18 protein-coding genes are annotated in these 23838 nt (G+C 53.8%); 12 read left to right on the top strand and 6 right to left on the bottom strand.

Annotation, left to right across the window (positions count from 1 at the left end; genetic code table 11):
• Nucleotides 1-124 precede the first annotated feature (124 nt).
• From ppc to metB, 3 genes are all read right to left on the bottom strand, one after another.
• On the bottom strand, nt 125-2758 hold the full coding sequence (gene ppc / locus ACSBQN_RS17875) for a phosphoenolpyruvate carboxylase (protein ID WP_024473644.1): 2634 nt from the start codon (nt 2756-2758) through the stop codon (nt 125-127).
• Nucleotides 2759-3475: 717 nt separating this feature from the next.
• Entirely contained in the window at nt 3476-5908 is a 2433-nt protein-coding gene (locus tag ACSBQN_RS17870) for a bifunctional aspartate kinase/homoserine dehydrogenase II (protein ID WP_214168002.1), read from the bottom strand.
• 8 nt (nt 5909-5916) lie between these two features.
• Entirely contained in the window at nt 5917-7077 is a 1161-nt protein-coding gene (gene metB, locus ACSBQN_RS17865; protein ID WP_024473646.1) for a cystathionine gamma-synthase, read from the bottom strand.
• A gap of 182 nt (nt 7078-7259) precedes the next feature.
• Here metB and metJ point away from each other — a divergent pair, with 182 nt between their 5' ends.
• Nucleotides 7260-7577, top strand: coding sequence for a met regulon transcriptional regulator MetJ (gene metJ, locus ACSBQN_RS17860; RefSeq protein WP_004236602.1), 318 nt, complete (start codon nt 7260-7262; stop codon nt 7575-7577).
• A 120-nt stretch (nt 7578-7697) separates the two neighbouring features.
• Here metJ and rpmE read toward each other — a convergent pair whose 3' ends face one another.
• Nucleotides 7698-7913: a 50S ribosomal protein L31 gene (gene rpmE / locus ACSBQN_RS17855; RefSeq protein WP_015422394.1), complete on the bottom strand. Its 216-nt coding sequence runs from the start codon at nt 7911-7913 to the stop codon at nt 7698-7700.
• A gap of 303 nt (nt 7914-8216) precedes the next feature.
• On the opposite strand from rpmE, the gene priA reads away from it, so the two are divergent.
• The 7 genes from priA (at nt 8217) to rraA (ending at nt 16263) form a co-directional block, all read left to right on the top strand.
• Nucleotides 8217-10418 carry a primosomal protein N' gene (gene priA, locus ACSBQN_RS17850; protein ID WP_152696944.1) on the top strand — a complete coding sequence of 734 codons (2202 nt, stop codon included), beginning with the start codon at nt 8217-8219 and terminating at the stop codon, nt 10416-10418.
• A 251-nt stretch (nt 10419-10669) separates the two neighbouring features.
• Complete coding sequence (cytR, locus tag ACSBQN_RS17845) at nt 10670-11698, top strand: DNA-binding transcriptional regulator CytR (protein ID WP_024473648.1); 1029 nt, start codon at nt 10670-10672, stop codon at nt 11696-11698.
• A 77-nt stretch (nt 11699-11775) separates the two neighbouring features.
• Nucleotides 11776-12582, top strand: a complete 807-nt coding sequence (gene ftsN, locus ACSBQN_RS17840) for a cell division protein FtsN (protein WP_024473649.1) — start codon at nt 11776-11778, stop codon at nt 12580-12582.
• Between the two features lie 100 nt (nt 12583-12682).
• Nucleotides 12683-13213 (top strand): ATP-dependent protease subunit HslV, encoded by a 531-nt coding sequence (hslV, locus tag ACSBQN_RS17835; protein WP_015422392.1) that lies wholly within the window; start codon nt 12683-12685, stop codon nt 13211-13213.
• A gap of 11 nt (nt 13214-13224) precedes the next feature.
• Nucleotides 13225-14559 carry an HslU--HslV peptidase ATPase subunit gene (gene hslU, locus ACSBQN_RS17830; RefSeq protein WP_004236608.1) on the top strand — a complete coding sequence of 445 codons (1335 nt, stop codon included), beginning with the start codon at nt 13225-13227 and terminating at the stop codon, nt 14557-14559.
• A 113-nt stretch (nt 14560-14672) separates the two neighbouring features.
• The gene (locus ACSBQN_RS17825) at nt 14673-15602 is read left to right on the top strand and encodes a 1,4-dihydroxy-2-naphthoate polyprenyltransferase (RefSeq protein WP_004236609.1); all 930 of its coding nucleotides are present in this window, start codon (nt 14673-14675) and stop codon (nt 15600-15602) included.
• 127 nt (nt 15603-15729) lie between these two features.
• The gene (gene rraA / locus ACSBQN_RS17820) at nt 15730-16263 is read left to right on the top strand and encodes a ribonuclease E activity regulator RraA (protein WP_004236610.1); all 534 of its coding nucleotides are present in this window, start codon (nt 15730-15732) and stop codon (nt 16261-16263) included.
• A gap of 355 nt (nt 16264-16618) precedes the next feature.
• Here rraA and zapB read toward each other — a convergent pair whose 3' ends face one another.
• Entirely contained in the window at nt 16619-16861 is a 243-nt protein-coding gene (gene zapB / locus ACSBQN_RS17815) for a cell division protein ZapB (protein ID WP_004236611.1), read from the bottom strand.
• 315 nt (nt 16862-17176) lie between these two features.
• Between zapB and ACSBQN_RS17810 the strand changes: the two genes are divergently transcribed.
• The 4 genes from ACSBQN_RS17810 (at nt 17177) to glpQ (ending at nt 22364) form a co-directional block, all read left to right on the top strand.
• A complete protein-coding gene (locus tag ACSBQN_RS17810; RefSeq protein ID WP_015422391.1) occupies nt 17177-17995 on the top strand; it encodes an MIP/aquaporin family protein in 819 nt (272 codons plus the stop codon).
• 69 nt (nt 17996-18064) lie between these two features.
• A complete protein-coding gene (gene glpK / locus ACSBQN_RS17805) occupies nt 18065-19591 on the top strand; it encodes a glycerol kinase GlpK (RefSeq protein ID WP_024473650.1) in 1527 nt (508 codons plus the stop codon).
• Between the two features lie 323 nt (nt 19592-19914).
• Nucleotides 19915-21267: a glycerol-3-phosphate transporter gene (gene glpT / locus ACSBQN_RS17800; RefSeq protein WP_024473651.1), complete on the top strand. Its 1353-nt coding sequence runs from the start codon at nt 19915-19917 to the stop codon at nt 21265-21267.
• Nucleotides 21268-21281: 14 nt separating this feature from the next.
• Nucleotides 21282-22364: a glycerophosphodiester phosphodiesterase gene (gene glpQ, locus ACSBQN_RS17795; protein ID WP_434991792.1), complete on the top strand. Its 1083-nt coding sequence runs from the start codon at nt 21282-21284 to the stop codon at nt 22362-22364.
• 69 nt (nt 22365-22433) lie between these two features.
• On the opposite strand, the gene emrD is transcribed toward glpQ, so the two are convergent.
• Complete coding sequence (gene emrD / locus ACSBQN_RS17790) at nt 22434-23621, bottom strand: multidrug efflux MFS transporter EmrD (RefSeq protein ID WP_024473653.1); 1188 nt, start codon at nt 23619-23621, stop codon at nt 22434-22436.
• Between the last annotated feature and the right edge of the window lie 217 nt (nt 23622-23838).

The following is a 23838-nucleotide window of genomic DNA, read 5'->3' as shown; positions in this document are numbered from 1 at the left end:
ATAATATATATTATTATATAATATTAAATCAGATAACAAACAACCCTTTTCCGGCAGGAAAATGTCAAAAAAATGGCCGCTGATAAAAGCGGCCATCCGGAGTAAAAAAGACGTGCTGATAATATCAGCCGGTATTACGCATCCCGGCAGCAATACCAGCAATAGTCACCATCAGGGCCTGCTCTACCTGCGGATCTGACTGCTCGCATTCACGTGAGCGGTGCAGCAGTTCGGCCTGCAGGACGTTCAGCGGGTCGGTGTATACGTTACGCAGGGCGATAGATTCTGCAATCCACGGCAGATCCGCCATTAACTGCTCATCTTTGGAAATCATCAGGACGCTCTTAATATCCTGTGATAACTGTTCGCGCAATTTTGCCCCCAGCGGCCACAGGCGCGGCTCCACCAGGCGCTGGTCATAGTATTCCGCCAGCCATAAATCGACTTTGGCAAACACCATTTCCAGCATACCGATACGGGTTCTGAAGAATGGCCACTGGTAATACATCACTTCCAGCATTGCCCGGTTGCCTTCATCCACGGCGGTTTTCAGAGCCGCGCCCGCACCCAGCCAGGCCGGCAGCATCAGACGGTTTTGCGACCAGGCAAAAATCCACGGAATTGCACGGAGGGTTTCCACACCACCGGTCGGACGGCGTTTTGCCGGACGGGATCCCAACGGCAGTTTACCCAGCTCCTGCTCCGGGGTGGCCGCACGGAAATACGGGACAAAATCCGGCTGTTCGCGGACATAGTCGCGGTACATCTCACAGGAGACATCAGAGAGGCGATCCATAATCGCGGCCCACTCCGGTTTCGGCTCCGGCGGCGGCAGCAGATTGGCTTCCAGGCTGGCGCTGGCATACATTGCCAGGCTGCTGATAGTGACCTGCGGCAGACCAAACTTAAAGCGGATCATCTCACCCTGCTCTGTCACACGCAGACCGCCTTTCAGGCTTCCCGGCGGCTGTGAGAGCAGTGCGGCGTGTGCCGGTGCACCGCCGCGGCCGATGGTGCCCCCGCGTCCGTGGAACAGCGTCAGTGTCACGCCTTCACGGGCGCAGACTTTAATCAGTGCATCCTGAGCGCGGTATTGTGCCCAGGACGCCGCCATTACCCCGGCATCTTTGGCAGAGTCAGAGTAACCGATCATCACCATCTGGCGGTCATTAATCAGATTGCGGTACCAGTCGATGCTCAGCAGGCGGGTTATGACACTCTCTGCGTTATTAAGGTCATCGAGAGTTTCAAACAGCGGTGCGACCGGCAATGTGACCGGGCTGCCGGATTCTTTCAGCAGCAGTTTGACCGCCAGGACATCCGACGGCACTTTTGCCATCGAAATCACATAGGAGGCGACAGAATTTTCCGGTGATTCGGCAATCACCCGGCAGGTATCAAAAACTTCGCGGGTTTCATTACTGCACTCCCAGTTCTGCGGCACCAGCGGACGTTTTGACTGGAGTTCACGCAACAGGAATTCCTGTTTTTCCTCTTCCGGCCAGGCGGCGTAATCCCCGAGGCCGAGATACTGTGTCAGTTCAGACAGCGCTTCGGTATGACGGGTACTTTCCTGGCGCACATCAATACGCACCAGCTGCAGACCGAAGCAGCGGATACGGCGCAGGGTATCCAGCAACTGACCGTTGGCAATAATCTTCATGCCGCACTCAACCAGTGAGCGGTAGCAGAGATACAGCGGCTCCCATAGCTCTTCGTTATCGGTCAGCAGGTTATCCGGTTTGATAGCCGGTTCACCGGCCAGGCAGCGCTCCAGATAGTCCAGTGTGCTTTTCAGACGGGCACGCAACTGTTTGGTGATAACGCGGTACGGCTCGGCGGCATCCTCACCCACGCGCTCACGCAGCTCCGGCGTGCACTCGCTCATGGAGAGCTCGGAGACCAGCACCTGAATGTCATTATAGAAAAGATCAGCAGCCTTCCAGCGGCTGAGGGTCAGCACGCGCCGGGTGATATCTGCCGTAACATTCGGGTTACCGTCACGGTCACCGCCCATCCAGGAGGTAAAGCGGATCGGTGTGGCTTCCACGGACAGGTTGTAATCCAGTGATGCCTCGAGCTGCTCGTTAAACTCGCGCAGGAACGCCGGAACTCCTTCCCACAGACTGTTTTCCACCACAGCAAAGCCCCACTTCGCTTCATCAAGCGGTGTCGGACGGTCTTTGCGGATTTCATCAGTGTGCCAGGCCTGTGCCACCAGCTGACGCAGACGGCGCATAATACGATCATGCTCATAATCAGCCAGGTCATCATGATCCAGCTGTGCAAGACAGGTGTTCACCGCCACCAGTTTGTGGATCAGGGTACGGCGGGCAATTTCGGTCGGATGTGCGGTCAGCACCAGCTCAATAGAGAGCTCATCCACGGCCTTGCGCATCTCTTCATTGGTAAAGTTTTTGGCTTTCAGCTGATCAAACAGCGCCGCCAGGGCAACCGGATTACTGGCCGCCTCACCGTGCGGCGAAATGCTGTGATACTGCTCCGCCACGTTGGTTAAATTCAGGAACTGGTTAAATGCGCGGGCAACCGGCAGCAGTTCTTCATTGGATAGATTTTGCAGTGTCATCAGCAGCTTCTGCCGCTGGATTTCATTACCGGCCTGTGACGCTTTGGATAACTTACGGATGGATTCTACTTTCTCGAGAATATGTTCACCCTGGGCCTCTTTGATCGTGTCTCCGAGTAGTTTCCCGAGCATACTGACGTTACTGCGCATTGCGGAATATTGTTGATTCATACGACCCCTGACCCTTATTGACGGCAGAATCCTATGACCGCCGGTGAGGAACTTTCAGCCGGCAGTTCTCTGTCCTGTACATCTTAGTGATTTCATACGACGGATTAATTCTTATTTTGTGACGCCGTTCCCTTGCATTTATCTCTGCCCTATATTCATATCAAAAAAAACGCGCTTTGAAAGGACTTTATCAGATTTAATTACCGTGCTGCTATCATGTTGCGCACCGGCAGGTGCCGGATTATCGGGTAAAAATCCGTCCCGCCAGCATAATGAAAGGGAAAAACAAACGTCACAGACAGATATCGCGAATTAAGGCAAAAATAGTAACGATTCAGCCTGAGCGAAAATCCTCAGTCCGGCGGGGAAAAATTCAGCGGGGAAGTGTAACGGGAAACCGTTAACAGAAAACTGCGGGAAGTAAAAATAGTAACGGGATGCAATTAAATCCGTTAATCGCATCCCGCCGGGATTGTTTCTGTCCTTAGCCTGACTTCCTGTCAGAAGAAGCACGTCCGGTGCATATCCTTACCATGACATCCTGTCACAGCCATCATCCATAATGGTTATATGTCCATCTTGAAACATCACCATGCGCTATTTATACCAACCCTGTACTATAAACGTAATAAGACAATTCCCGTTATCGTCATTTTTTGTCCCGTATAGTAACTTTTTAAGACTATTTAACCCCGGTGATAGTCGGAATCCGATGAATTACAGCAATTGTGCCAGACGGTTTAAATCTGACTGAATCGCCCCGGCAGTAACATCACGTCCGGCTCCAGGCCCGCGGATCACCAGCGGATTATCGCGGTACCAGCGGCTTTCCACCGCAAAGAGATTATCCCCCGGCTGCAGTGCGGCCAGCGGATGATCAGGCCGGACCGCTTCCACCCCGACCCGCGCTTTGCCGTTGGCATCAAAACGGGCCACGTAGCGCAGCACCATGCCCATTTCACGGGCAGCTTCCAGGCGGCAGGCCATCTGTTCATTCAGCGCAGTGACATTCTCGAAGAAGTGATCCGGTGTGCCTTCCTGTGCCGCTTCCGGCACCAGGGATTCCACACGGACATCTTCCGGCTCAATTTCATACCCGGCTTCACGGGCGAGGATAATCAGCTTGCGCATCACATCCCGGCCGGATAAATCAATACGCGGATCCGGTTCGGTCAGCCCCTGCTGCCAGGCCTGTTCCACCAGTTCACTGAACGGCACAGTGCCGTCAAATTGCAGGAACAGCCAGGAGAGCGTACCGGAGAAGATCCCGCTGATCGCAATAATGCTGTCTCCGCTTTCATGCAGATCCCGCACACAGTGGTTGATCGGCAGTCCCGCACCGACAGTGGCGTTGTACAGCCAGTGACGCCCGGTTTTGCGGAATGCATCGCGGATCTGGCGGTAATCGCGGGTTTTTGCCGCCCCGGCAATTTTGTTGGCGCTGATGACATGGAAACCGTACGCGGCAAAATCGGCGTAGCTTTCCGCCAGGGTTTGGCTGGCAGTCAGGTCGATAATCACCAGGTCATCAAACGGATGGTTGCGCATCCACAGATACAGGGTGTCCTCATCGGCGATCGGCTCTGCTTCCTCATTGAAGAAAGCCAGTGCGCGGCTCGGATCCAGCCCGTCATAGCTGAGCAGCGCTCTTTCGCTGTCCGCCACCCCGGCGAGAACAAATTCAAACCCGCTGCGGGCAGAGAGATTACTCTGCTCACGCGCAAACAGTTCCAGCCAGCGGCTGCCGATATTGCCTTTGCCGAACACCATCAGGCCGATCTGCTTTTCCGCACGGAACAGGCTCTGGTGCAGACCCTGAATCACATGCCCGGTCTGACGGGTGCGCAGAATAGCCACGAGGCTGATGCCGTCCTCGGCCTGCCAGATAAACTCCACCGGCTGATCTTTGAGCTGCTGATAAAAACGGTGGTAATGCAGGAGGTTTTTACAGACCCCCGCCCCGACCAGCGCCACCAGCGAGAAGCCGTCACGCAGTGTCAGTGTGCCCGGCAGTCCGGCGCTTTCCAGCACATGCAGGGCGCTGTCTGCCACTTCGGCGGTATAACTGAGCTGAATAAGATTGTCATCATTATGCAGTCCGACCGCCAGCGGACGGATCTGGCTGCGTTTAAGCAGCAGATCAATACTTTTATAACGCGCTCTGGCGTCATCCCCGGCCGGCAGGCGGATATCAATCAGACAAACCTCATCATGGTTGGTCACGATCTTCGCCCCGGTGCCGGATGCCAGCACACGCTCAATTTTTGTCGAGCCCTGTTCCGGCTGGTAACTGCAGCGCAGCTGTAAATCGATATCACTGACGGACACCGGCTGTAAAGTGCGGGTATGCAGCACCGGTGCCGCCAGACGTGCCAGTTCACTGGCTTCATCCAGACGCAGCAGCGGCAGCAGACAGGCATCTTTGACTTTGCGCGGATCCGAGCTGTAAACCCCCGCGACATCACTCCAGATAGTCACTTTTTTCACCCCGGCCAGCGCACCGACCTGAGTGGCGGAATAGTCACTGCCGTTACGGCCGAGCAGCACGGTTTCCCCGGCACGGTTACGGGAGATAAACCCGGTCACCACCAGGCGTTTACCCGGATGCAGCGCCAGCAGCTCTGCCAGCAGCGGCTGCGACCGCGCAGTATCGACTTCCGGCTGAGCCGCCCGCTCCGCGCACAGGAATGTCCGGGCATCCAGCCATTGCGCTGCCATGCCCTGCTCCTGAAGCACCTGCGCCATCAGACGGGCAGACCAGATCTCCCCGTGGCCGACCACTTCCGCGTAAATCACATCATTCAGCGGGTGTTTCAGCAGTTCCGCCAGGCGGTGAATATCATCATTAAACTGGAAAATCAGGACATTGGCCTGAATCTCCGGCAGCAAATCACTGATAAGGGCTGTCTGATAGCGTTGCAGGGTCTGTTGCGCCTGCTCTGCGGCAGCGCGGTCACTCTGACTCAGTTTGACCCAGTTAATCAGCTGGTTGGTGGTGCTGCCGGCGGCAGACACGACCATCAGGTCATCCGGCTCACTGTAGTTCGCCATAATATTCGCCACCCGCAGATAGCATTTTGCATCTGCCAGGCTGCTGCCGCCGAATTTATGTAACTGACGCCCTTTTTCATCAATCGCCAACGCACTCATGATTACCCTTACCCCTTAGTCACTGACTGAAATGCGCGATCCAGATCAGCAATCAAATCACCGCTGTCCTCAATCCCCGCAGAAATACGTAATAAGCTGTCTGAAATTCCCGCTGCATGCCGCGCCTGCTCCGGCATTCCCGCATGTGTCATGGTCGCGGCATGGGAAATCAGCGTTTCCACCCCGCCCAATGACTCTGCTAGTGTAAAGAGAGACAGGTGAGATAAAAAGCGGGAAATTGCAGCTTCATCACCATTAATGTCAAAACTGAGCATTGCGCCGAATCCTTTCTGCTGCTTTGCGGCCAGTTCATGCCCGGGATGCGTCACCAGTCCCGGATAATACACTTTTTTCACCAGCGGCTGGCGCACCAGATAATCCGCCAGAATTCCGGCATTTTTTTCCTGTAAGGTGATCCTCGGGATCAGCGTGCGGATACCGCGCAACAGCAGATAGCTGTCAAACGCCCCCAGCGTCACACCGATATTATTGGCCCACCACGCCAGTGTTTCGCAATGCTCTGCGTCTGCGGCGATCACCACACCGGCCACCACATCGGAGTGCCCGTTCAGGTATTTGGTACAGGAATGAATAACAAAATCCGCCCCCAGCGCCAGCGGCTGCTGTAATGCCGGGCTGAGAAACGTGTTATCCGCCGCCACCAGCGCCCCGGCCTGATGCGCCTTCTCACTGACGGCCGCGATATCCGTGATACGCAGCAGCGGGTTACCCGGCGTTTCAATCAGTACCAGCTTCGGTTTTTCCGCCAGCGCGGCACTGAGCGATGCCTCGTCATTCATATCCGCAAAGCGGACGGTAAAATGGCCGCGCTGCTGACAACTGTCGAGCAGCCGGTAAGTGCCGCCGTAGCAGTCATGAGGGGCCACAATCACATCCCCCGGTGACAAAAACACGGTAAACAGCAGATGCAGTGCTGACATCCCGCTGCTGGTCACCACCGCCCCGGCGCCACCTTCCAGCTCCGCCAGCGTACGCCCGGTGATATCCCGCCCGGGATTGCCGCGCCGTGAATAATCATGTTCACGCGGGCTGTTGAAGGCCGGAAAATTATAGGTTGATGAGAGATACACCGGCGGTATGACACAGCCGAATTGGGTCTCTTCATTGAGTCCGTTATGAATTGCCGCTGTCGCGGGTTTGCGTGCCATACCTCTTTCCCTGTCAGTAACCGAACGAGTTATCAGCATATCCGCGGTTCATTTAGACGTCAATATGTCTGGACATCCATCCTGCTTTACGGTTATATATACAAGTGGGATAATACGGTATCAGTCAGGTACTTTTCTGTGCCCGGCTCCTCCTCAAACTGACTAAGATAACAAGGTAATCCATGGCTGAATGGAACGGCGAATATATCAGCCCTTATGCTGAGCATGGCAAAAAAAGTGAGCAGGTAAAGAAGATTACAGTTTCTATCCCGTTGAAAGTGCTTAAAATTTTAACGGATGAGCGCACGCGCCGCCAGGTGAATAACCTGCGTCATGCCACCAATAGCGAACTGTTATGTGAAGCATTTCTGCATGCTTTTACCGGACAGCCACTGCCCGATGATGATGATCTGCGCAAAGAACGCAGTGATGAAATCCCGGAAGTGGCGAAAGAAATTATGCGCCAGCATGGGGTCGACCCGGATACGTGGGAATATTGAGTTTTATCCGCGTGTTATACGACTTCTCAACCCGGAAACAGACATAAAAAAACGCCCTGTGAAATATTTTCATTCAGGGCGTTTTTTATGGAACAGAGCGCGGCATGCCGCGCAGTGCCATTATTTCTTCGCAGAAGGAACGCTGAAGCGTTTGTTGAAGCGATCAACACGGCCGCCGCTTGCAACGTCACGCTGTTTACCGGTGTAGAACGGGTGGCATTCGCCGCACACGTCCAGGTTCAGGTTGTGACCTGCGGTAGAGTTAATTTTCATTACGTTGCCGCAAGAGCAGGTTGCAGTGATTTCTGCGTAGTTAGGATGAATACCTTTTTTCATGGGAAAACCTCGGTTAAGGCCGTGTCGCTATCCGAGCCTTTTTGCCGGACACCACACGTCGTGTTGATGATAAGTTATCGGTGGTATTTTAATTACCAAAGGCGGCGGATCATACAGAAATTCCCTGAACCATGCAATGAAATCCGCTGTCTTTTCGTGGTATTCTGGATCCCGTTTTGCGGATAATTTCCCTGTTTTTACCGGGGAAAAGCTGAAATCCGGTGATTATTCAGACACTTTTGCGCCTTTTCCGCCGCTGTGTATTTTTTACACGTCGGCGCTCTGCCGATAATGGACATTATAATGACAGTCGTCCGGGTGATATTACCAGTACCTCTGACACAAACATTTGACTATTTACTGCCTGATAATATGCCCCGCCCGGTACCGGGGGCACGGGTGATTGTGCCGTTCGGACGGCAGAAACAGGCAGTCGGCATTGTGGCTGAACTGGCGGAAACCAGCACCTTCAGCCCGGAGAAACTCAAACCGGTCATTGCCTGTCCGGATGATGACACGCTGTTTCCCGGTGATCTGTGGCCACTGCTGAACTGGGCGGCGCAGTATTATCATTATCCGTTAGGGGAAGTGCTGTTTCATGCCATGCCGATTTTGCTGCGTCAGGGCAAAGAGGCCGCCTTTGCACCGCTGTGGTGCTGGGAAGTGACGCCGGAAGGGCGGGAGATTGATATCCACACCCTCAAACGCTCCCCGAAACAGCAGCAGGCACTGGCCTGTCTGCGCCGTCAGCCTGTTTACCGCCATCAGACTGCGGAATATGAACTCAGCGACAGTGCATTGCAGGGACTGAAAAAGAAAAACCTGATCACCCTGAACGATGTGCAGCCGGAGAGCAAACCCTGGCAGCCGGGATTTGCCGTCACCGGCGAACGACTGAAACTCAATACCGAGCAGGCCACCGCTGTGGGAGCGATCCGCGCAGAGCAGCATCAGTTTTCCCCCTGGCTGCTGGACGGTGTGACCGGCTCCGGGAAAACCGAGGTGTATCTCAGTGTGCTGGAAAATGTGCTGGCTGAAGGCCGCCAGGCCCTGGTACTGGTGCCGGAAATCGGCCTGACCCCCCAGACCATCGCCCGTTTCCGCGCCCGTTTTCAGGCACCGGTGGATATTCTCCATTCCGGCATGAATGACAGCGAACGGCTGGCTGTCTGGCTGCGGGCAAAACGCGGGGAGACCGCCATTGTTATCGGTACCCGCTCCGCGCTGTTCACGCCGTTTACCTCTCTCGGCATCATTATTATCGATGAGGAGCACGACGGCTCCTATAAACAGCAGGATGGCTGGCGTTATCACGCCCGTGATCTGGCCGTGTTCCGCGCCAAGAAAAATGATATTCCGATTGTGATGGGAACGGCGACCCCGTCACTGGAAACCCTGTTTAATGTCCGGCAGAAAAAATACAAAGTCCTGCCGCTGACGCAGCGGGCGGGAAATGCACAGCTTGCCGATCAGCATCTGCTCGACCTGAAAGGGCTGCCGCTGACCTCCGGGCTGTCACAACCGCTGATCAAACGCATCCGCCACCATCTGGCCGCAGATAATCAGGTCATTCTGTTCCTCAACCGGCGCGGCTTTGCTCCGGCAATGCTGTGCCACGAGTGCGGCTGGATAGCGGAATGCCCGCGTTGTGACCATTTTTACACCCTGCACCAGAACCACCGCATGCTGCGCTGCCATCAGTGTGACAGCCAGCGCCCGGTACCGAAACAGTGTCCGCAGTGCGGCTCCACACAGCTGGTGCCGGTCGGGCTGGGTACCGAACAGCTGGAGGAGAGCATCACCCCGCTGTTCCCGGATATTCCGGTCACACGGCTGGATCGCGACACCACCAGCCGCAAAGGCGAGCTGGAGCAGCATCTGGCGGATGTGCATCAGGGCGGCGCACGCATCCTGATCGGTACCCAGATGCTGGCCAAAGGGCATCACTTTCCGGATGTCACCCTTGTCGCGCTGCTGGATGTCGACGGCGCACTGTTCTCCGGTGATTTCCGCGCGGCGGAGCGCTTTGCACAGCTCTACACCCAGGTCTCCGGCCGGGCGGGGCGTGCCGGGAAACGCGGCGAGGTCATTTTACAGACTCACCATCCGGAACATCCGCTGCTGACCGTGCTGCTGGAAAAAGGCTATGCCGCCTTCGCCGCACAGGCACTGAATGAGCGGCAGAGTGTCTGTCTGCCACCTTATACCAGCCAGGTGATGATCCGCGCCGAAGATCAGAATAATCAGCGGGCGAATGCATTCCTGCAGACGGTACGCCAGTTATTCGAATCCCATCCGCTGCGGGATGAGCATTTCTGGCTGATGGGGCCGCTGCCAGCTATCCAGGCCAAACGCGGCGGACGTTTCCGCTGGCAGTTGCTGTTACAGCATCCGTCCCGCAGTCAGCTGCAGAAAATTGTCGCGCAGGCCATTCCGTATATTCAGCAGATGCCGGAAAGCCGGAAAGTCCGCTGGAATGTGGATGTCGATCCGACCGACGGCTGAGACTGACGTCTCACGGAAAGTGCGCGTTGTCTCAAAAAATTGAGATAACTCACAGTTTTATGCAAACCAGGTAACAGATTAATTTTACAAAGGGCTTAGAATAGCCGTTAATAGAACGATTAATAAACCGTCTGAATTTCACTTAAGAAGCTCAGGCGGTTTTTCACAGGCATGTGAAAAGTCCAGCGGACCATAATGATCACAAAAACCGCGCAATCGATACACTTACAGGGTAACCAAAGGAATTAATGATGGAACCACGCCGTAACGATACCGGCGCGACAATGAAAGATGTCGCCAGAGCCGCAGGCGTCTCGACCGCGACCGTGTCGCGGACACTGATGAATCCGGAGAAAGTGTCTGTGCAGACACGGCAGAAAGTGGAAAATGCTGTCCTTGAAGTGGGGTATTACCCGCACAATCTGTCCCGGGGGATGAAACGTAACGAATCCCGCACTATTCTGGTGATTGTGCCGGATATCGGTGATCCGTTTTTTACCGATATTATTGTCGGCATCGAGGAAATTGCCGCCAAACACGGCTATCTGGTTCTGATCGGTGACTGCCGTTATCAGCACAAGCCGGAACACACCTTTGTGAATCTGATTGTCACCAAACAAATTGACGGTATGGTGCTGCTCGGCTCCGATGTGCCGTTTGACAGCCGCCACGATGAACAGCGTCACTTCCCGCCGATGGTGATGGCCAACGAATTTGCCCCGGAGCTGGAGCTGCCGACGGTGAATATTGATAACCTGACCGCCGCCTTTAATGCCACCCATTACTTACAGTCACTCGGACACACCCGTATCGCCTGTATTTCCGGGCCGGAAGAACTGCCGTTGTGTCAGTACCGTGTCGAAGGGTATATTCAGGCCATGCGCCGTATGGGAATGCCGGTACGGGAAGAGTATCTGGTGCGCGGGGATTTCACCCACGAGAGCGGCGCGGAATGTGCCGCACAGCTGCTGGCACTGCCGGAACCACCGACCGCGATTTTCTGCCACAACGATATTATGGCTATCGGCGTTCTCTGGGCAGCCAGAAAACAGGGGCTGACACTGCCGCAGGATCTCTCGGTTGTCGGTTTCGATGATTTACCGGCTGCACAATACTGTTCGCCGACCCTGACGACTATCGCACAGCCCCGTTATGAAATCGGCCGTCAGTCTTTCTTACTGCTGCTGGAACAGTTGCAGGGACACACCGTGGCAAAAGGCTCGCGCCTGCTGGATTCTGATTTAATCATCAGAGAAAGTGCCTGTGCGCCTAAAAGCTAGGCAAAATCCATAAGGTTAAGTAACATGTAACGCTGAATAATATGTTCCCTTAACCGACTCATTAGTGAATTGAAACAGTGGCACAACGAGATTATGTGGGACGCGGACGCTCTGCGCCGCGTAAAAAAAGTAAATCACGGAAGAAAAGTCAGGCGAAAGGCCTGCCGTTCACCACATTGGTGATCGCCGTGGCACTGGTGGTCGTTTTTGTCGGCGGCCTGTTCTATCTGGTCCATAACAAAAAAAGTCAGACCGCTTCTGACAGCATCATTCCGCCTGCGCATCAGCAGAGTACCGGTAACGGTCTCCCGCCGATCCCGGAGGAGCGCTGGCGTTATATCAAAGAGCTGGAAAACCGCGAAGCCGGGGTACCGGAACAGTATTACTCCAACCCGCAGGCACCGGCCAACCGCATTGATCCGAATGCCAAACTGACCCAGGAACAGCGGCTGCTGCTGGAACAGATGCAGTCTGATATGCAGCAGGCACCGGTTCAGTTACAGGAAGTACCGGCAAACGGCACGGTTCCGCGCTCTCAGGTTGTGGTTACCGGCCAGGATCCGCAGCTGCGTATGCAGCCGGAAACCCGCCCGGCACCGCAGCCGGCCGAAAAACCGGCTGAGAAACCAAAACCGGTACAGGAAAAACCGCAGGCTGCGCCTGAGCGCTGGTTAATCCAGTGCGGATCATTCCGTGAGAGTGGTCAGGCAGAAGAAGTCCGCGCCGGTCTCGCCTTCTCCGGTATCGAAAGCCGGGTGTCCCAGGGCGGCGGCTGGTATCGTGTGATGCTCGGCCCGTATGAAAAATCCGCCGCGCAGTCGGTGAAAAGCCGTGCCGCTGATGCCGGCGTAACAAATTGTATTCTTCGCTCCGCCGGGGGTTGAAATCCTTCAGCCCTCCCCCCATATCTCTAGTTAATTCTGTGCCGCCGGGAATATACCCGGCGGCCTCTCTCCATCCTTTAGCACAACCAGGGGCTGACTCATGACAACAATCGTAAGTGTTCGCCGTAATGGCCAGGTCGTAATTGGTGGTGATGGGCAGGCGACAATGGGTAATACCGTCATGAAAGGTAATGTCCGCAAAGTCCGCCGCCTCTATCACGACAAAGTCATTGCCGGTTTCGCCGGTGGCACCGCGGATGCCTTTACCCTCTTCGAACTGTTTGAACGCAAACTTGAACTCCATCAGGGACACCTGACAAAAGCCGCCGTTGAGCTCGCCAAAGACTGGCGTACCGACCGCATGCTGCGCAAACTGGAAGCCCTGCTGGCCGTTGCCGATGAAACCGCATCGCTGATTATCACCGGCCAGGGGGATGTCGTTCAGCCTGAAAATGATCTGATTGCCATTGGTTCCGGCGGCCCGTACGCCCAGGCAGCAGCCCGTGCCATGCTGGAAACCACCGATCTGAGTGCCCGTGAAATCGCGGAGCGCGCACTGACTATTGCCGGTGATATCTGTATCTACACCAACCACAATCTGAATTTTGAAGAATTACCTTCAAAAGCATAAGGATCGACGTTATGTCCGAAATGACTCCACGCGAAATTGTCAGCGAACTCGATAACCATATTATCGGCCAGGATAAAGCCAAACGTGCTGTTGCCATCGCGCTGCGTAACCGCTGGCGCCGTATGCAGCTCAATGAGGAGTTGCGTCACGAGGTCACCCCGAAAAATATTCTGATGATCGGCCCGACCGGTGTCGGTAAAACCGAAATTGCCCGTCGTCTGGCTAAACTGGCCAATGCGCCATTTATCAAAGTCGAAGCCACCAAATTCACCGAAGTCGGTTATGTCGGTAAAGAAGTGGATTCCATCATCCGTGATCTGACTGATTCCGCTGTGAAAATGGTGCGTCTGCAGTCTATCGAGAAAAACCGTTTCCGTGCTGAGGAAATGGCCGAAGAACGCATTCTCGATGTTTTAATCCCGCCGGCAAAAAATAACTGGGGCCAGACTGACACCCAGGCAGAGCCGTCAGCTGCCCGCCAGGCATTCCGCAAAAAGCTGCGCGAAGGTCAGCTGGATGACAAAGACATTGAAATTGAAGTCTCTGCCGCACCAATGGGTGTGGAAATCATGGCACCTCCGGGCATGGAAGAGATGACCAGCCAGTTACAGTCCATGTTCCAGAACCTGGCCGGACAGAAACAAAAACCACGCAAAATGAAGATCAAAGAAGCTTTCAAACTGCTGGTTGAGGAAGAAGCCGCCAAGCTGGTCAATCCGGAAGAGCTGAAAGAGCAGGCCATTGAAGCGGTTGAACAGCACGGTATCGTGTTTATCGATGAGTTCGATAAAATCTGTAAGCGCGGCGGCCAGTCCTCCGGGCCGGATGTGTCCCGCGAAGGGGTTCAGCGTGACCTGCTGCCGCTGATTGAAGGCTGTACTGTTTCCACCAAGCACGGCATGGTCAAAACCGACCACATCCTGTTTATCGCCTCCGGTGCGTTCCAGGTTTCCAGCCCGTCTGACCTGATCCCGGAATTACAGGGTCGTCTGCCTATCCGTGTGGAATTACAGGCACTGACCACGGAAGATTTCGAGCGCATCCTGACCGAACCGAACGCCTCACTGACGGTTCAGTACAAAGCACTGATGGCCACCGAAGGTGTGGATATCACCTTTACAGCCGACGGCATCCGTAAAATTGCTGAATCTGCATGGCAGGTCAACGAAACCACCGAAAATATCGGTGCCCGTCGTTTACATACGGTGCTGGAACGATTAATGGAAGAAATTTCCTACGATGCCAGTGAAAAACAGGGTCAATCCATTGAGATCAATGCGGAATATGTGAAAGATCATCTGGATCAGCTCGTGGCTGATGAAGATTTAAGTCGCTTTATTCTGTAATTTGATAATAATCAGACATAATAGTATTCAGACTGTACGGGTGTAATCCGCCCGGCAGTCTGCGTTATTATTTTTGTCGTTATTATTTCATTCTGAAAAGTAAGCGAGTTTCAATGTCAGTCACCCCTTCACCGGCCATCAGCCGTACCCAAGCCTGGCTGGAAAGCCTGCGGCCCAAAACATTACCTCTCGGGGTGATCGCGATTATTACCGGTTCCGCTCTGGCTTACTGGACCGGCCACTTTAAATTCCCTGTTGCCCTGCTCGCCCTTATCACCACCGGCATTCTGCAGATTTTGTCGAATCTGGCCAATGACTACGGCGATGCGGTAAAAGGTACCGATACCGAAGCACGCCTCGGGCCGCTGCGTGGTATGCAGAAAGGTGTTATCACCGCCGCTCAGATGAAAAAGGCGCTGATTCTGACCGTCACCCTCGCCTGTCTGTCCGGGCTGGCCCTGATTATTGTCGCCTGCGAGAAACCGGAAGATATTATCGGCTTCCTGGGGTTAGGTGTGGCCGCGATTATCGCCGCAATCACCTATACGGTCGGGAAAAAACCCTACGGTTACCTCGGGCTGGGTGATATTTCTGTTCTGATCTTTTTCGGCTGGCTGAGTGTGATAGGCACCTATTACCTGCAGGCCGGTTTTTTCAGCCCGCTGACTATTCTGCCGGCGACCGCCTGCGGTCTGCTGTCTGTTGCGGTGCTGAATATCAATAATATGCGCGATATCGAAAATGATATCCTGGCCGGGAAAAACACGCTGGCCGTCCGCCTCGGTCCGCTGAAATCCCGCTATTACCATGCCACCGTGATTACCGTGGCATTCCTGTGCCTGGTGCTCTTTACCCTTCTCTATCTGCACGGCTGGTACAGCTGGCTGTTCCTGCTCTCCGCACCGGTACTGTTTATGCATATCAGGCGTGTGCTGGGGGATATGACCGCCACCGGAATGCGTCCGCTGCTGGAACAGATGGTGAAAGCCGCACTTCTGGTCAATATCCTGTTTTCCGCAGGGCTTATCTGCCAGCGTCTGTAACCGGGATTTACGCCGAAATCTGCCGCTTTCTTGATTCAGATCGGAAAGCGGCCGCTGTTGATTTTGCAAACAACCGTGTGAAGGGGCTATACTGACTGTATCCGGCAGCAACCAGACGTAAAATCCTATGAAAAATGATACCTTCGACACCTCCGAGCTTTGTGACATTTACCAGGAAAATGTGAATGTCGTTGAACCCCTGTTTTCCAATTTCGGGGGCTGTTCATCGTTTGCGGGGCAAATCACCACCGTAAAATGCTTTGAAGATAACGGACTGCTCTTTGATCTCCTGGAAGAAGAGGGAGAGGGCCGTATTCTCCTCGTTGACGGGGGCGGGTCTGTCCGCCGTGCGCTGGTTGACGCGGAACTCGCGGCACTGGCTGTGCAGAACGGCTGGGAAGGTATTGTGGTGTACGGCGCGGTACGTCAGGTGGATGATCTGGCTGAAATGGATATCGGTATCCAGGCGATGGCCGCGATTCCCGCAGGCTGTGGTTCAGAAGGTATCGGCGACAGTGATATCCGCGTGAATTTCGGCGGTGTGACCTTCTTCTCCGGCGATTATCTGTATGCGGATAACACAGGGATTATCCTGTCAGATATCCCGCTGACGCTTCCGGAAGAAAATGATGACGATGAAGACGAGCTGACCGAAGCGTAATCCTCATCAGATACACAGACAACAAAAAGGGCGGATATCCGCCCTTTTGTCGTTATGACACAAGATAAAAACCGCATAACACTCAATCAGTTATTTTGCATCAAAACCGCGATTACACTAAATCATTCGTTTTGCAGCAAGGCGGCGAAGTGAGGACGTCCCCGGGAGCATACACCAGTATGTGACCGGGGCGGACGAACAAAGCCAACGCCGCTGTGCAGCAATACCGCGATTACGCTAAATCATTCGTTCTGTGGCAAGGTGGTGAAGCGAAGAACCCCGGGAGCATACATCAGTATGTGACCGGGGAGCTGAGCGAAACCAACACAGCCACAGGGCGAAGGATGACGCGTAATTACTGGACGTCGTCCATTTTTCCGAGTAAAGCCCGCAGACGCTCCTGCCAGCCTGCCTGTTCCTGCTTCAGCTGCTCGTTTTCACGCACCAGTGACTCACGGGCACCGGCTGCATTCTGCACTTCGCGGTTCAGGTTGTTGTTCGTTTCTTTTAATTCGTCGATTTCCATCTGTAACAGAGTGATGGTGTCGATAGCCTGCTGGACTTTTGCTTCCAGCTTTTCAAATACTTCAAATGACATCTTGCGTCCTCCTTGTAAGCGATGCTCTGATTGTAAGTAGGTGTTATCAATGTGTCCAGTCACATCCCGTGTATTCCCCATAATGCAGCAGAATAAAATCCGGCTGATATTCGCCTGAATGTTGCCTGCCTGTTACAAAATAAGCGAAATCGCTCAATTTGTTGACGAGATCCACAGTTTTTGATTTCGTTATTTCTCGTTTCCGCTCATTAACGATAAATTCACACTAAGACATACGTCTGATACACGAAGAACATTATTTGTTAATAATTTGCACTTATTTCACCCTAATTTTGCACTATCAGGATTGATACTATGAGTCTAATGAAATCTCCGACCCTCTTCGGACAATGTCTCTCCGAATTCCTGGGTACAGCACTGCTGGTCTTCTTTGGTTTAGGCTGTGTGGCCGCGGTTCGTATCGCCGGTGCACAACTGGGATTATGGGAAATCAGTATCATCTGGGGTCTGGGTGTGGCACTGGCGGTGTATCTGACTGCCGGGATCTCCGGCGCGCATCTCAATCCGGCTGTCACACTCGCGCTCTGGCTGTTTGCCTGCTTTGAGCGCCGTAAAGTGATTCCGTATATTGTGGCCCAATTCCTCGGCGGGTTTGCCGCTGCGGCGCTGGTTTATGCCATGTATTACAATGTGTTCCTCGATTATGACCAGGTGCATCATATTGTCCGCGGCTCACAGGAAAGCCTCTTTACCGCCGGGGTTTTCTCCACCTATCCTGCTGCACCGGTCAGCGTGGGTCAGGCGTTCTTTATCGAAGTGGTGATCGCCGCTATCCTCGTCTGTCTTATCCTGGCACTGACCGATGACGGCAACGGTGTGCCGCGCGGCCCGCTGGCACCGCTGCTGATTGGTCTGCTGATTGCGGTTATCGGCGGCTCCTTCGGTCCGCTGACCGGTTTCGCCCTTAACCCTGCCCGCGACTTCGGCCCGAAAGTGGTTGCATACCTTGCAGGCTGGGGAGATATTGCCTTCACCGGCGGGCGTGATATCCCGTATTTCCTGGTACCGATGTTTGCGCCGATCGTCGGCGGGTTACTCGGTGCATTCGGTTACCGCAAGCTGATCGGCCGCCATCTGCCGTGCGAAGTGTGCAATACCGGGGACGAAAAATAATACCGCAGCGAATCACGTACTCTGACGTTATCGCGTGTTTGTTCACTCAGAAATAAAACAGGTTTAATTATGACAACAGAAACAATCACCCGTGAGAAAAAGTATATCGTCGCACTGGATCAGGGAACCACCAGTTCACGGGCGGTACTTTTTGATCGTAATGCCAATATTATCGATATCGCGCAGCGCGAATTCACCCAAATCTACCCGAAACCGGGCTGGGTGGAGCATGATCCGATGGAAATCTGGGCCACACAGAGCTCAGTCTTAACAGAAGTCCTCGCCAAAACCGACGTGCATCCGGACGAAGTCGCTGCGATCGGTATCACCAACCAGCGCGAAACCACCATCGTCTGGGAAAAAGAGACCGGAAAACCGGTTTATAATGCGATTGTCTGGCAGTGCCGCCGGACCGCAGATTACTGCACCGGTCTCAAACAGAATGAAGAGATGGTCCGCTATATCCGGGAAAATACCGGCCTGGTGGTCGACCCGTATTTTTCCGGCACCAAAGTGAAGTGGATCCTCGACAATGTCGAAGGCGCGCGGGAGAAGGCGGAGAAAGGGGAATTACTGTTCGGAACCGTCGATACCTGGCTGGTCTGGCGCATGACCCAGGGACGTGTGCACGTCACCGATCACACCAACGCCTCACGCACCATGCTGTATAACATCCGCTCACTGGAGTGGGATCAGAAAATCCTCGATCTGTTCGGCATTCCGCGCGCCATGCTGCCGGAAGTGAAAGCGTCCTCTGAAATCTACGGCAAAACCAACATCGGCGGGAAAGGCGGTACCCGTATTCCTATCTCCGGTATCGCCGGTGACCAGCAGGCGGCGCTGTTCGGCCAGATGTGTGTTCAGCCGGGTATGGCAAAAAACACCTACGGCACCGGCTGCTTCCTGCTGATGAACACCGGTAACGAAGCGGTACTGTCCGAACACGGTCTTCTGACCACTATCGCCTGCGGCCCGCGCGGTGAAGTGAATTATGCCCTTGAGGGCGCGGTATTTGTGGCCGGCGCTTCTATCCAGTGGCTGCGCGATGAGATGAAAATCATTGCCGATGCCACCGATTCCGAATATTTCGCCACCAAAGTCAAAGACAGCAACGGTGTGTATGTGGTGCCTGCCTTTACCGGCCTGGGCGCACCTTACTGGGATCCGTATGCGCGCGGTGCTATTTTCGGCCTGACCCGGGGTGTGAACAGCAATCACCTGATCCGTGCCACCCTGGAATCTATCGCCTATCAGACCCGCGACGTGCTGGAAGCCATGCAGGCCGATGCCGGAACCCGTCTGAAGGCGCTGCGTGTCGATGGCGGTGCGGTGGCAAACAATTTCCTGATGCAGTTCCAGTCCGATATCCTGGGCACGTCAGTGGAACGCCCGCTGATCCGCGAAAGTACTGCACTGGGTGCGGCACTGCTGGCCGGATTATCCACCGGGTTCTGGCAGGATCTCGAGGAAATCAAAGCCAAATCCACCATCGAGAAAACCTTCCGTCCGGGCATTGAAACCACCGAACGGAATGTCCGCTACAGCGGCTGGAAAAAAGCCGTTGCCCGCGCACAGGACTGGGAAGACCACAACTAATTCCTCTTTCCTTTTCTTTGCTCTCTGCCGCCGGTTAATACCGGCGGTTTTTTATGCGCGAAAACAATAATCACCACCAGAACAAAAACCCGCCTCACCCGGTAAAAGCACATATCCGCAGACCAAACTCCCGGATACCCGTCAGAGATCACAAAAAACAACCAACTGTAATCAGTATGTAACCGCATGTGCTGACATTCACAGTAATAACGAATTAAATCGAATATTCTGTGAGCGAAAAGGAAAATATATGAAGAAAACCGCTGATGTTCCGGTAAACTTCGCCACCAAATACTGACAAATACTTAGCGAGGGGGATGTCTATGCTAAGCCTGTTTAAACCCGCACCGCATATTCAAAGGCTCAGTGCTGATCGCATTGATCCGGTATACCGCCGTCTGCGCTGGCAAATTTTTATTGGTATCTTTTTTGGCTATGCTGCCTATTATCTGGTCCGGAAAAATTTCGCCCTCGCCTTTCCCAGTCTGATGGAGCAGGGATTTTCCAAAGGCGAACTGGGAACGGCATTGTCTGCGATCTCCATTGCTTATGGTCTTTCCAAATTTATCATGGGATCGTTTTCTGACCGGGCTAACCCGCGCTATTTTCTCCCGACCGGGCTTATCCTTGCCTCGGCTGTCATGCTTATCATGGGCTTTTGCGACTGGGCAACCTCTTCCGTCTGGATTATGGCTATTCTTCTGTTTCTCTGCGGATGGTTCCAGGGGATGGGCTGGCCGCCGTGCGGACGCACCATGGTGCACTGGTGGTCACAGAGGGAGCGCGGCGGGATTGTATCAATCTGGAACTGTGCCCATAACGTCGGCGGCGGTTTACCGCCGATGCTGATGCTGCTGGGGATGTACTGGTTCGGTGACTGGAAAGCGGCGTTTTATATGCCGGCATTTGCGGCCATTCTGGTGGCACTCATCGCATTTGCCCTGATGCGGGATACCCCGCAATCCTGTGGCTTACCACCAATCGAAGAGTACAAAAACGACTATCCTGATGATTACACAGAGAACAGCGAAGTTGAACTGACGGCAAAACAGATCTTCATGCAATACATTCTGCCGAATAAGTTACTGTGGTATATCGCTGTTGCTAACGTCTTTGTTTATCTGCTGCGTTACGGCGTTCTCGACTGGTCACCGACCTATCTCAGGGAAGTCAAACATTTCGATATAACAGGCTATTCTGTCGCCTATTTCCTGTATGAATGGGCGGGGATCCCGGGCACGCTGCTGTGCGGCTGGATGTCAGATAAAGTCTTTAAAGGAAACCGTGGTGCAACCGGGGTGTTCTTTATGATGCTGGTGACGATTGCCACCGTGGTCTTCTGGCTCAACCCGCCGGGTAACCCGTCTGTTGATATGGCGTGTATGATCACCATCGGCTTCCTGATTTACGGCCCGGTCATGCTTATCGGCCTGCATGCCCTGGAACTGGCACCGAAAAAAGCAGCCGGTACCGCCGCCGGATTCACCGGATTATTCGGCTATCTCGGCGGTTCTGTGGCAGCAAGTGCCATCGTCGGCTTTACCGTGGATTATTTCGGCTGGGACGGCGGTTTCGGTGTGATGATTGGCGGCAGTGTGCTCGCTGTGATCCTGTTAGTTGTGGTGATGCGTGGTGAGAAAAAACACCACGATGAAATCGCCCGCAATAAAGCCTAAGCGGAGACAGACAGATGAATATATCCCGTCAGTTTTATCTTGTCAGTGCCCTTGCGGGTGCCATGCTCTGCGGCTCTGCCGCTTTTGCGGCAGACAATAAGATTGTGATTGCACATCGCGGTGCCAGCGGCTATCTGCCGGAGCATACCCTGCCGGCCAAAGCGATGGCATATGCGCAGGGTGCTGATTATCTGGAACAGGATCTGGTGATGACCAAAGATGATGAACTCATCGTCCTGCATGACCATTATCTCGACCGTGTTACCGATGTGGCAAAACGCTTTCCGGATCGCGCGCGTAAGGATGGCCGTTACTACGCCATCGATTTTACCCTCGCGGAAATTAAATCCCTGAAATTTACGGAGGGGTTTGAAATCGAAAACGGTAAAGCGGTACAAAAATATCCGGGTCGTTTTCCTATGGGAAAATCAGATTTCCGTATTCATACCTTTCAGGAAGAACTTGAGTTCATTCAGGGTCTGAATCATTCCACCGGAAAAAACACCGGGATTTACCCGGAAATCAAAGCGCCGTGGTTCCACCATCAGGAAGGTAAAGATATCACCCGTAAAACCCTGGAAGTGCTGAAAGCCTACGGCTACCAGACTAAAGATTCCGGGGTATTTCTTCAGTGTTTCGATCCGAATGAATTAAAGCGCATCAAAAATGAACTGATGCCGGAAATGAAGATGGATCTGATGCTGATACAACTGATCGCTTACACCGACTGGCAGGAAACCTTTGAACAGAATGCGGAAGGCAAATGGGTCAACTATAACTACGACTGGATGATGGCTCCCGGTGCGATGAGTAAAATCGCAGCATATGCTGGTGGTATCGGGCCTGATTATCATATGCTTATCAGCAAGGAGTCCAAACCGGGTCACATCACTCTGACGCCGATGGCAAAAGAGGCACACGCTTCGCAACTGATGATCCATCCGTTTACTGTCCGCGCGGATGCCTTGCCGCCGTATGCGGAAAACACTGAACAGTTATTTGATGCTATTTATATTCAGGCCGGAGCAGAAGGGTTATTTACTGATTTTCCGGACAAAGGCATACAGTTTCTGCAAAAACATAAACTGCATCAGTGATCACTACTCTGTTGCGAAACAGAACAACGGGCACAATAGTGCCCGTTTTCTTTATATCAGCAGCCTGACTCAGGATGCCATCGGCTGCTGATTCTGCAACCGGTGAGCCAGCGGCAGCCAGCACAACACCATAATCACAGAGACCGCCAGCATCAGCAGGCCGACACTGCCCTGCCCGCCCTGCGGCATCAGTGCAGAAATCCAGGTGGCAACACCGGAACCCACATTCTGCAATCCGCCCACCAGCGCACCCGCAGCCCCCGCCAGATACGGGAACGGCTCCATGGCCGCTGTGGTGGCCAGCGGGAACAGCATCCCGGCACCAAAGAAAAACAGCGCGGCAGGGATCAGTAAGGTCCAGACATTCATCACGCCCAGCAGCCCCGGGACCCACATCAGCGCACCAGCCACCAGGCAGCAGATTACCGCACACCACACCAGAAAACTGAAGGATTTACTGTCACGCCCGGCAAACCAGGCACCGAAAAATGCCGCAGGTATCGGCAGAATAAACAGAATACTCACCGCCATACTGCCCAGCCCCAGGCCGTCACGCATCAGCACACCGCTGGATGCCTCAAATACTGCCACCCCGGCCAGGCCGCAAATCAGCATCGCCAGATACGGTACAAATGTCCGGTTGGTCAGCAGCAGACGGAAAGAGGCCCACATTTTAGGTTTCTCTTTCATCGGCGGACGGGTTTCCGGCAGCTTGTGCCACATGTTATAACCCACCGCCAGGCCAAGCAGGAGCAGAAACGCATAACAGGCGCGCCAGCCGAAGAAAAACGCCAGCGCACCGCCGAGCATCGGGGCGATCAGCGGACTGACCAGGATCCCCATATTCAGCAGGCTGTTGGCATAGCGCAGGGAAATTCCGGTGTATAAGTCACGCGGCATGGTCCGCGCCATCACCCCGGCCACCCCGGTCCCTAATCCCTGTAACCCGCTGGCAATCACCAGCATGGTCAGGTTCGGTGAAAACAGCGCGGCAGTCGTGGATAACACATAAATAAATAACCCGGTGAGGATCACCGGACGGCGGCCGACTTTATCTGAAATCGGCCCGTAAATAAGCTGGGATGCACCATAAGTAAATAAATACGCCGCCATCACGCTCTGCACGGCACCCGCCGGTTTACCGAAATCCAGCGCAATATCCGTTATTACAGGCACATACACTGTCTGCGTCATTTGCCCGACAGCAATCAGCGCAATCAGCATTACCAGCAGATGAAAGTTTTCCAGTTTTTTCATTTTTATTGTCTGTCTTTACATTGTCACCGGGAGGGCACAGCACAATTCCGGCAGCATTAATCGCGGCCGGAATCAGTCATACTTGCGATACCGTATAAAATAGCAAATTAAAAAAATTTTGGGAGATAGTTCACACATTTATTTTTGTAACAGAACGACCGTTTTTATGCTGTTTCCGGCAACTAAACTGTACAGTTCATCCTGATTTATCGTATTC

Source organism: Morganella sp. B601 (assembly GCF_051172335.1).
GTDB lineage: Bacteria > Pseudomonadota > Gammaproteobacteria > Enterobacterales > Enterobacteriaceae > Morganella > Morganella morganii.
The sequence above is the reverse complement of the archived record's forward strand: the minus strand, read 5'-3'. Positions and strand labels throughout refer to the sequence as shown.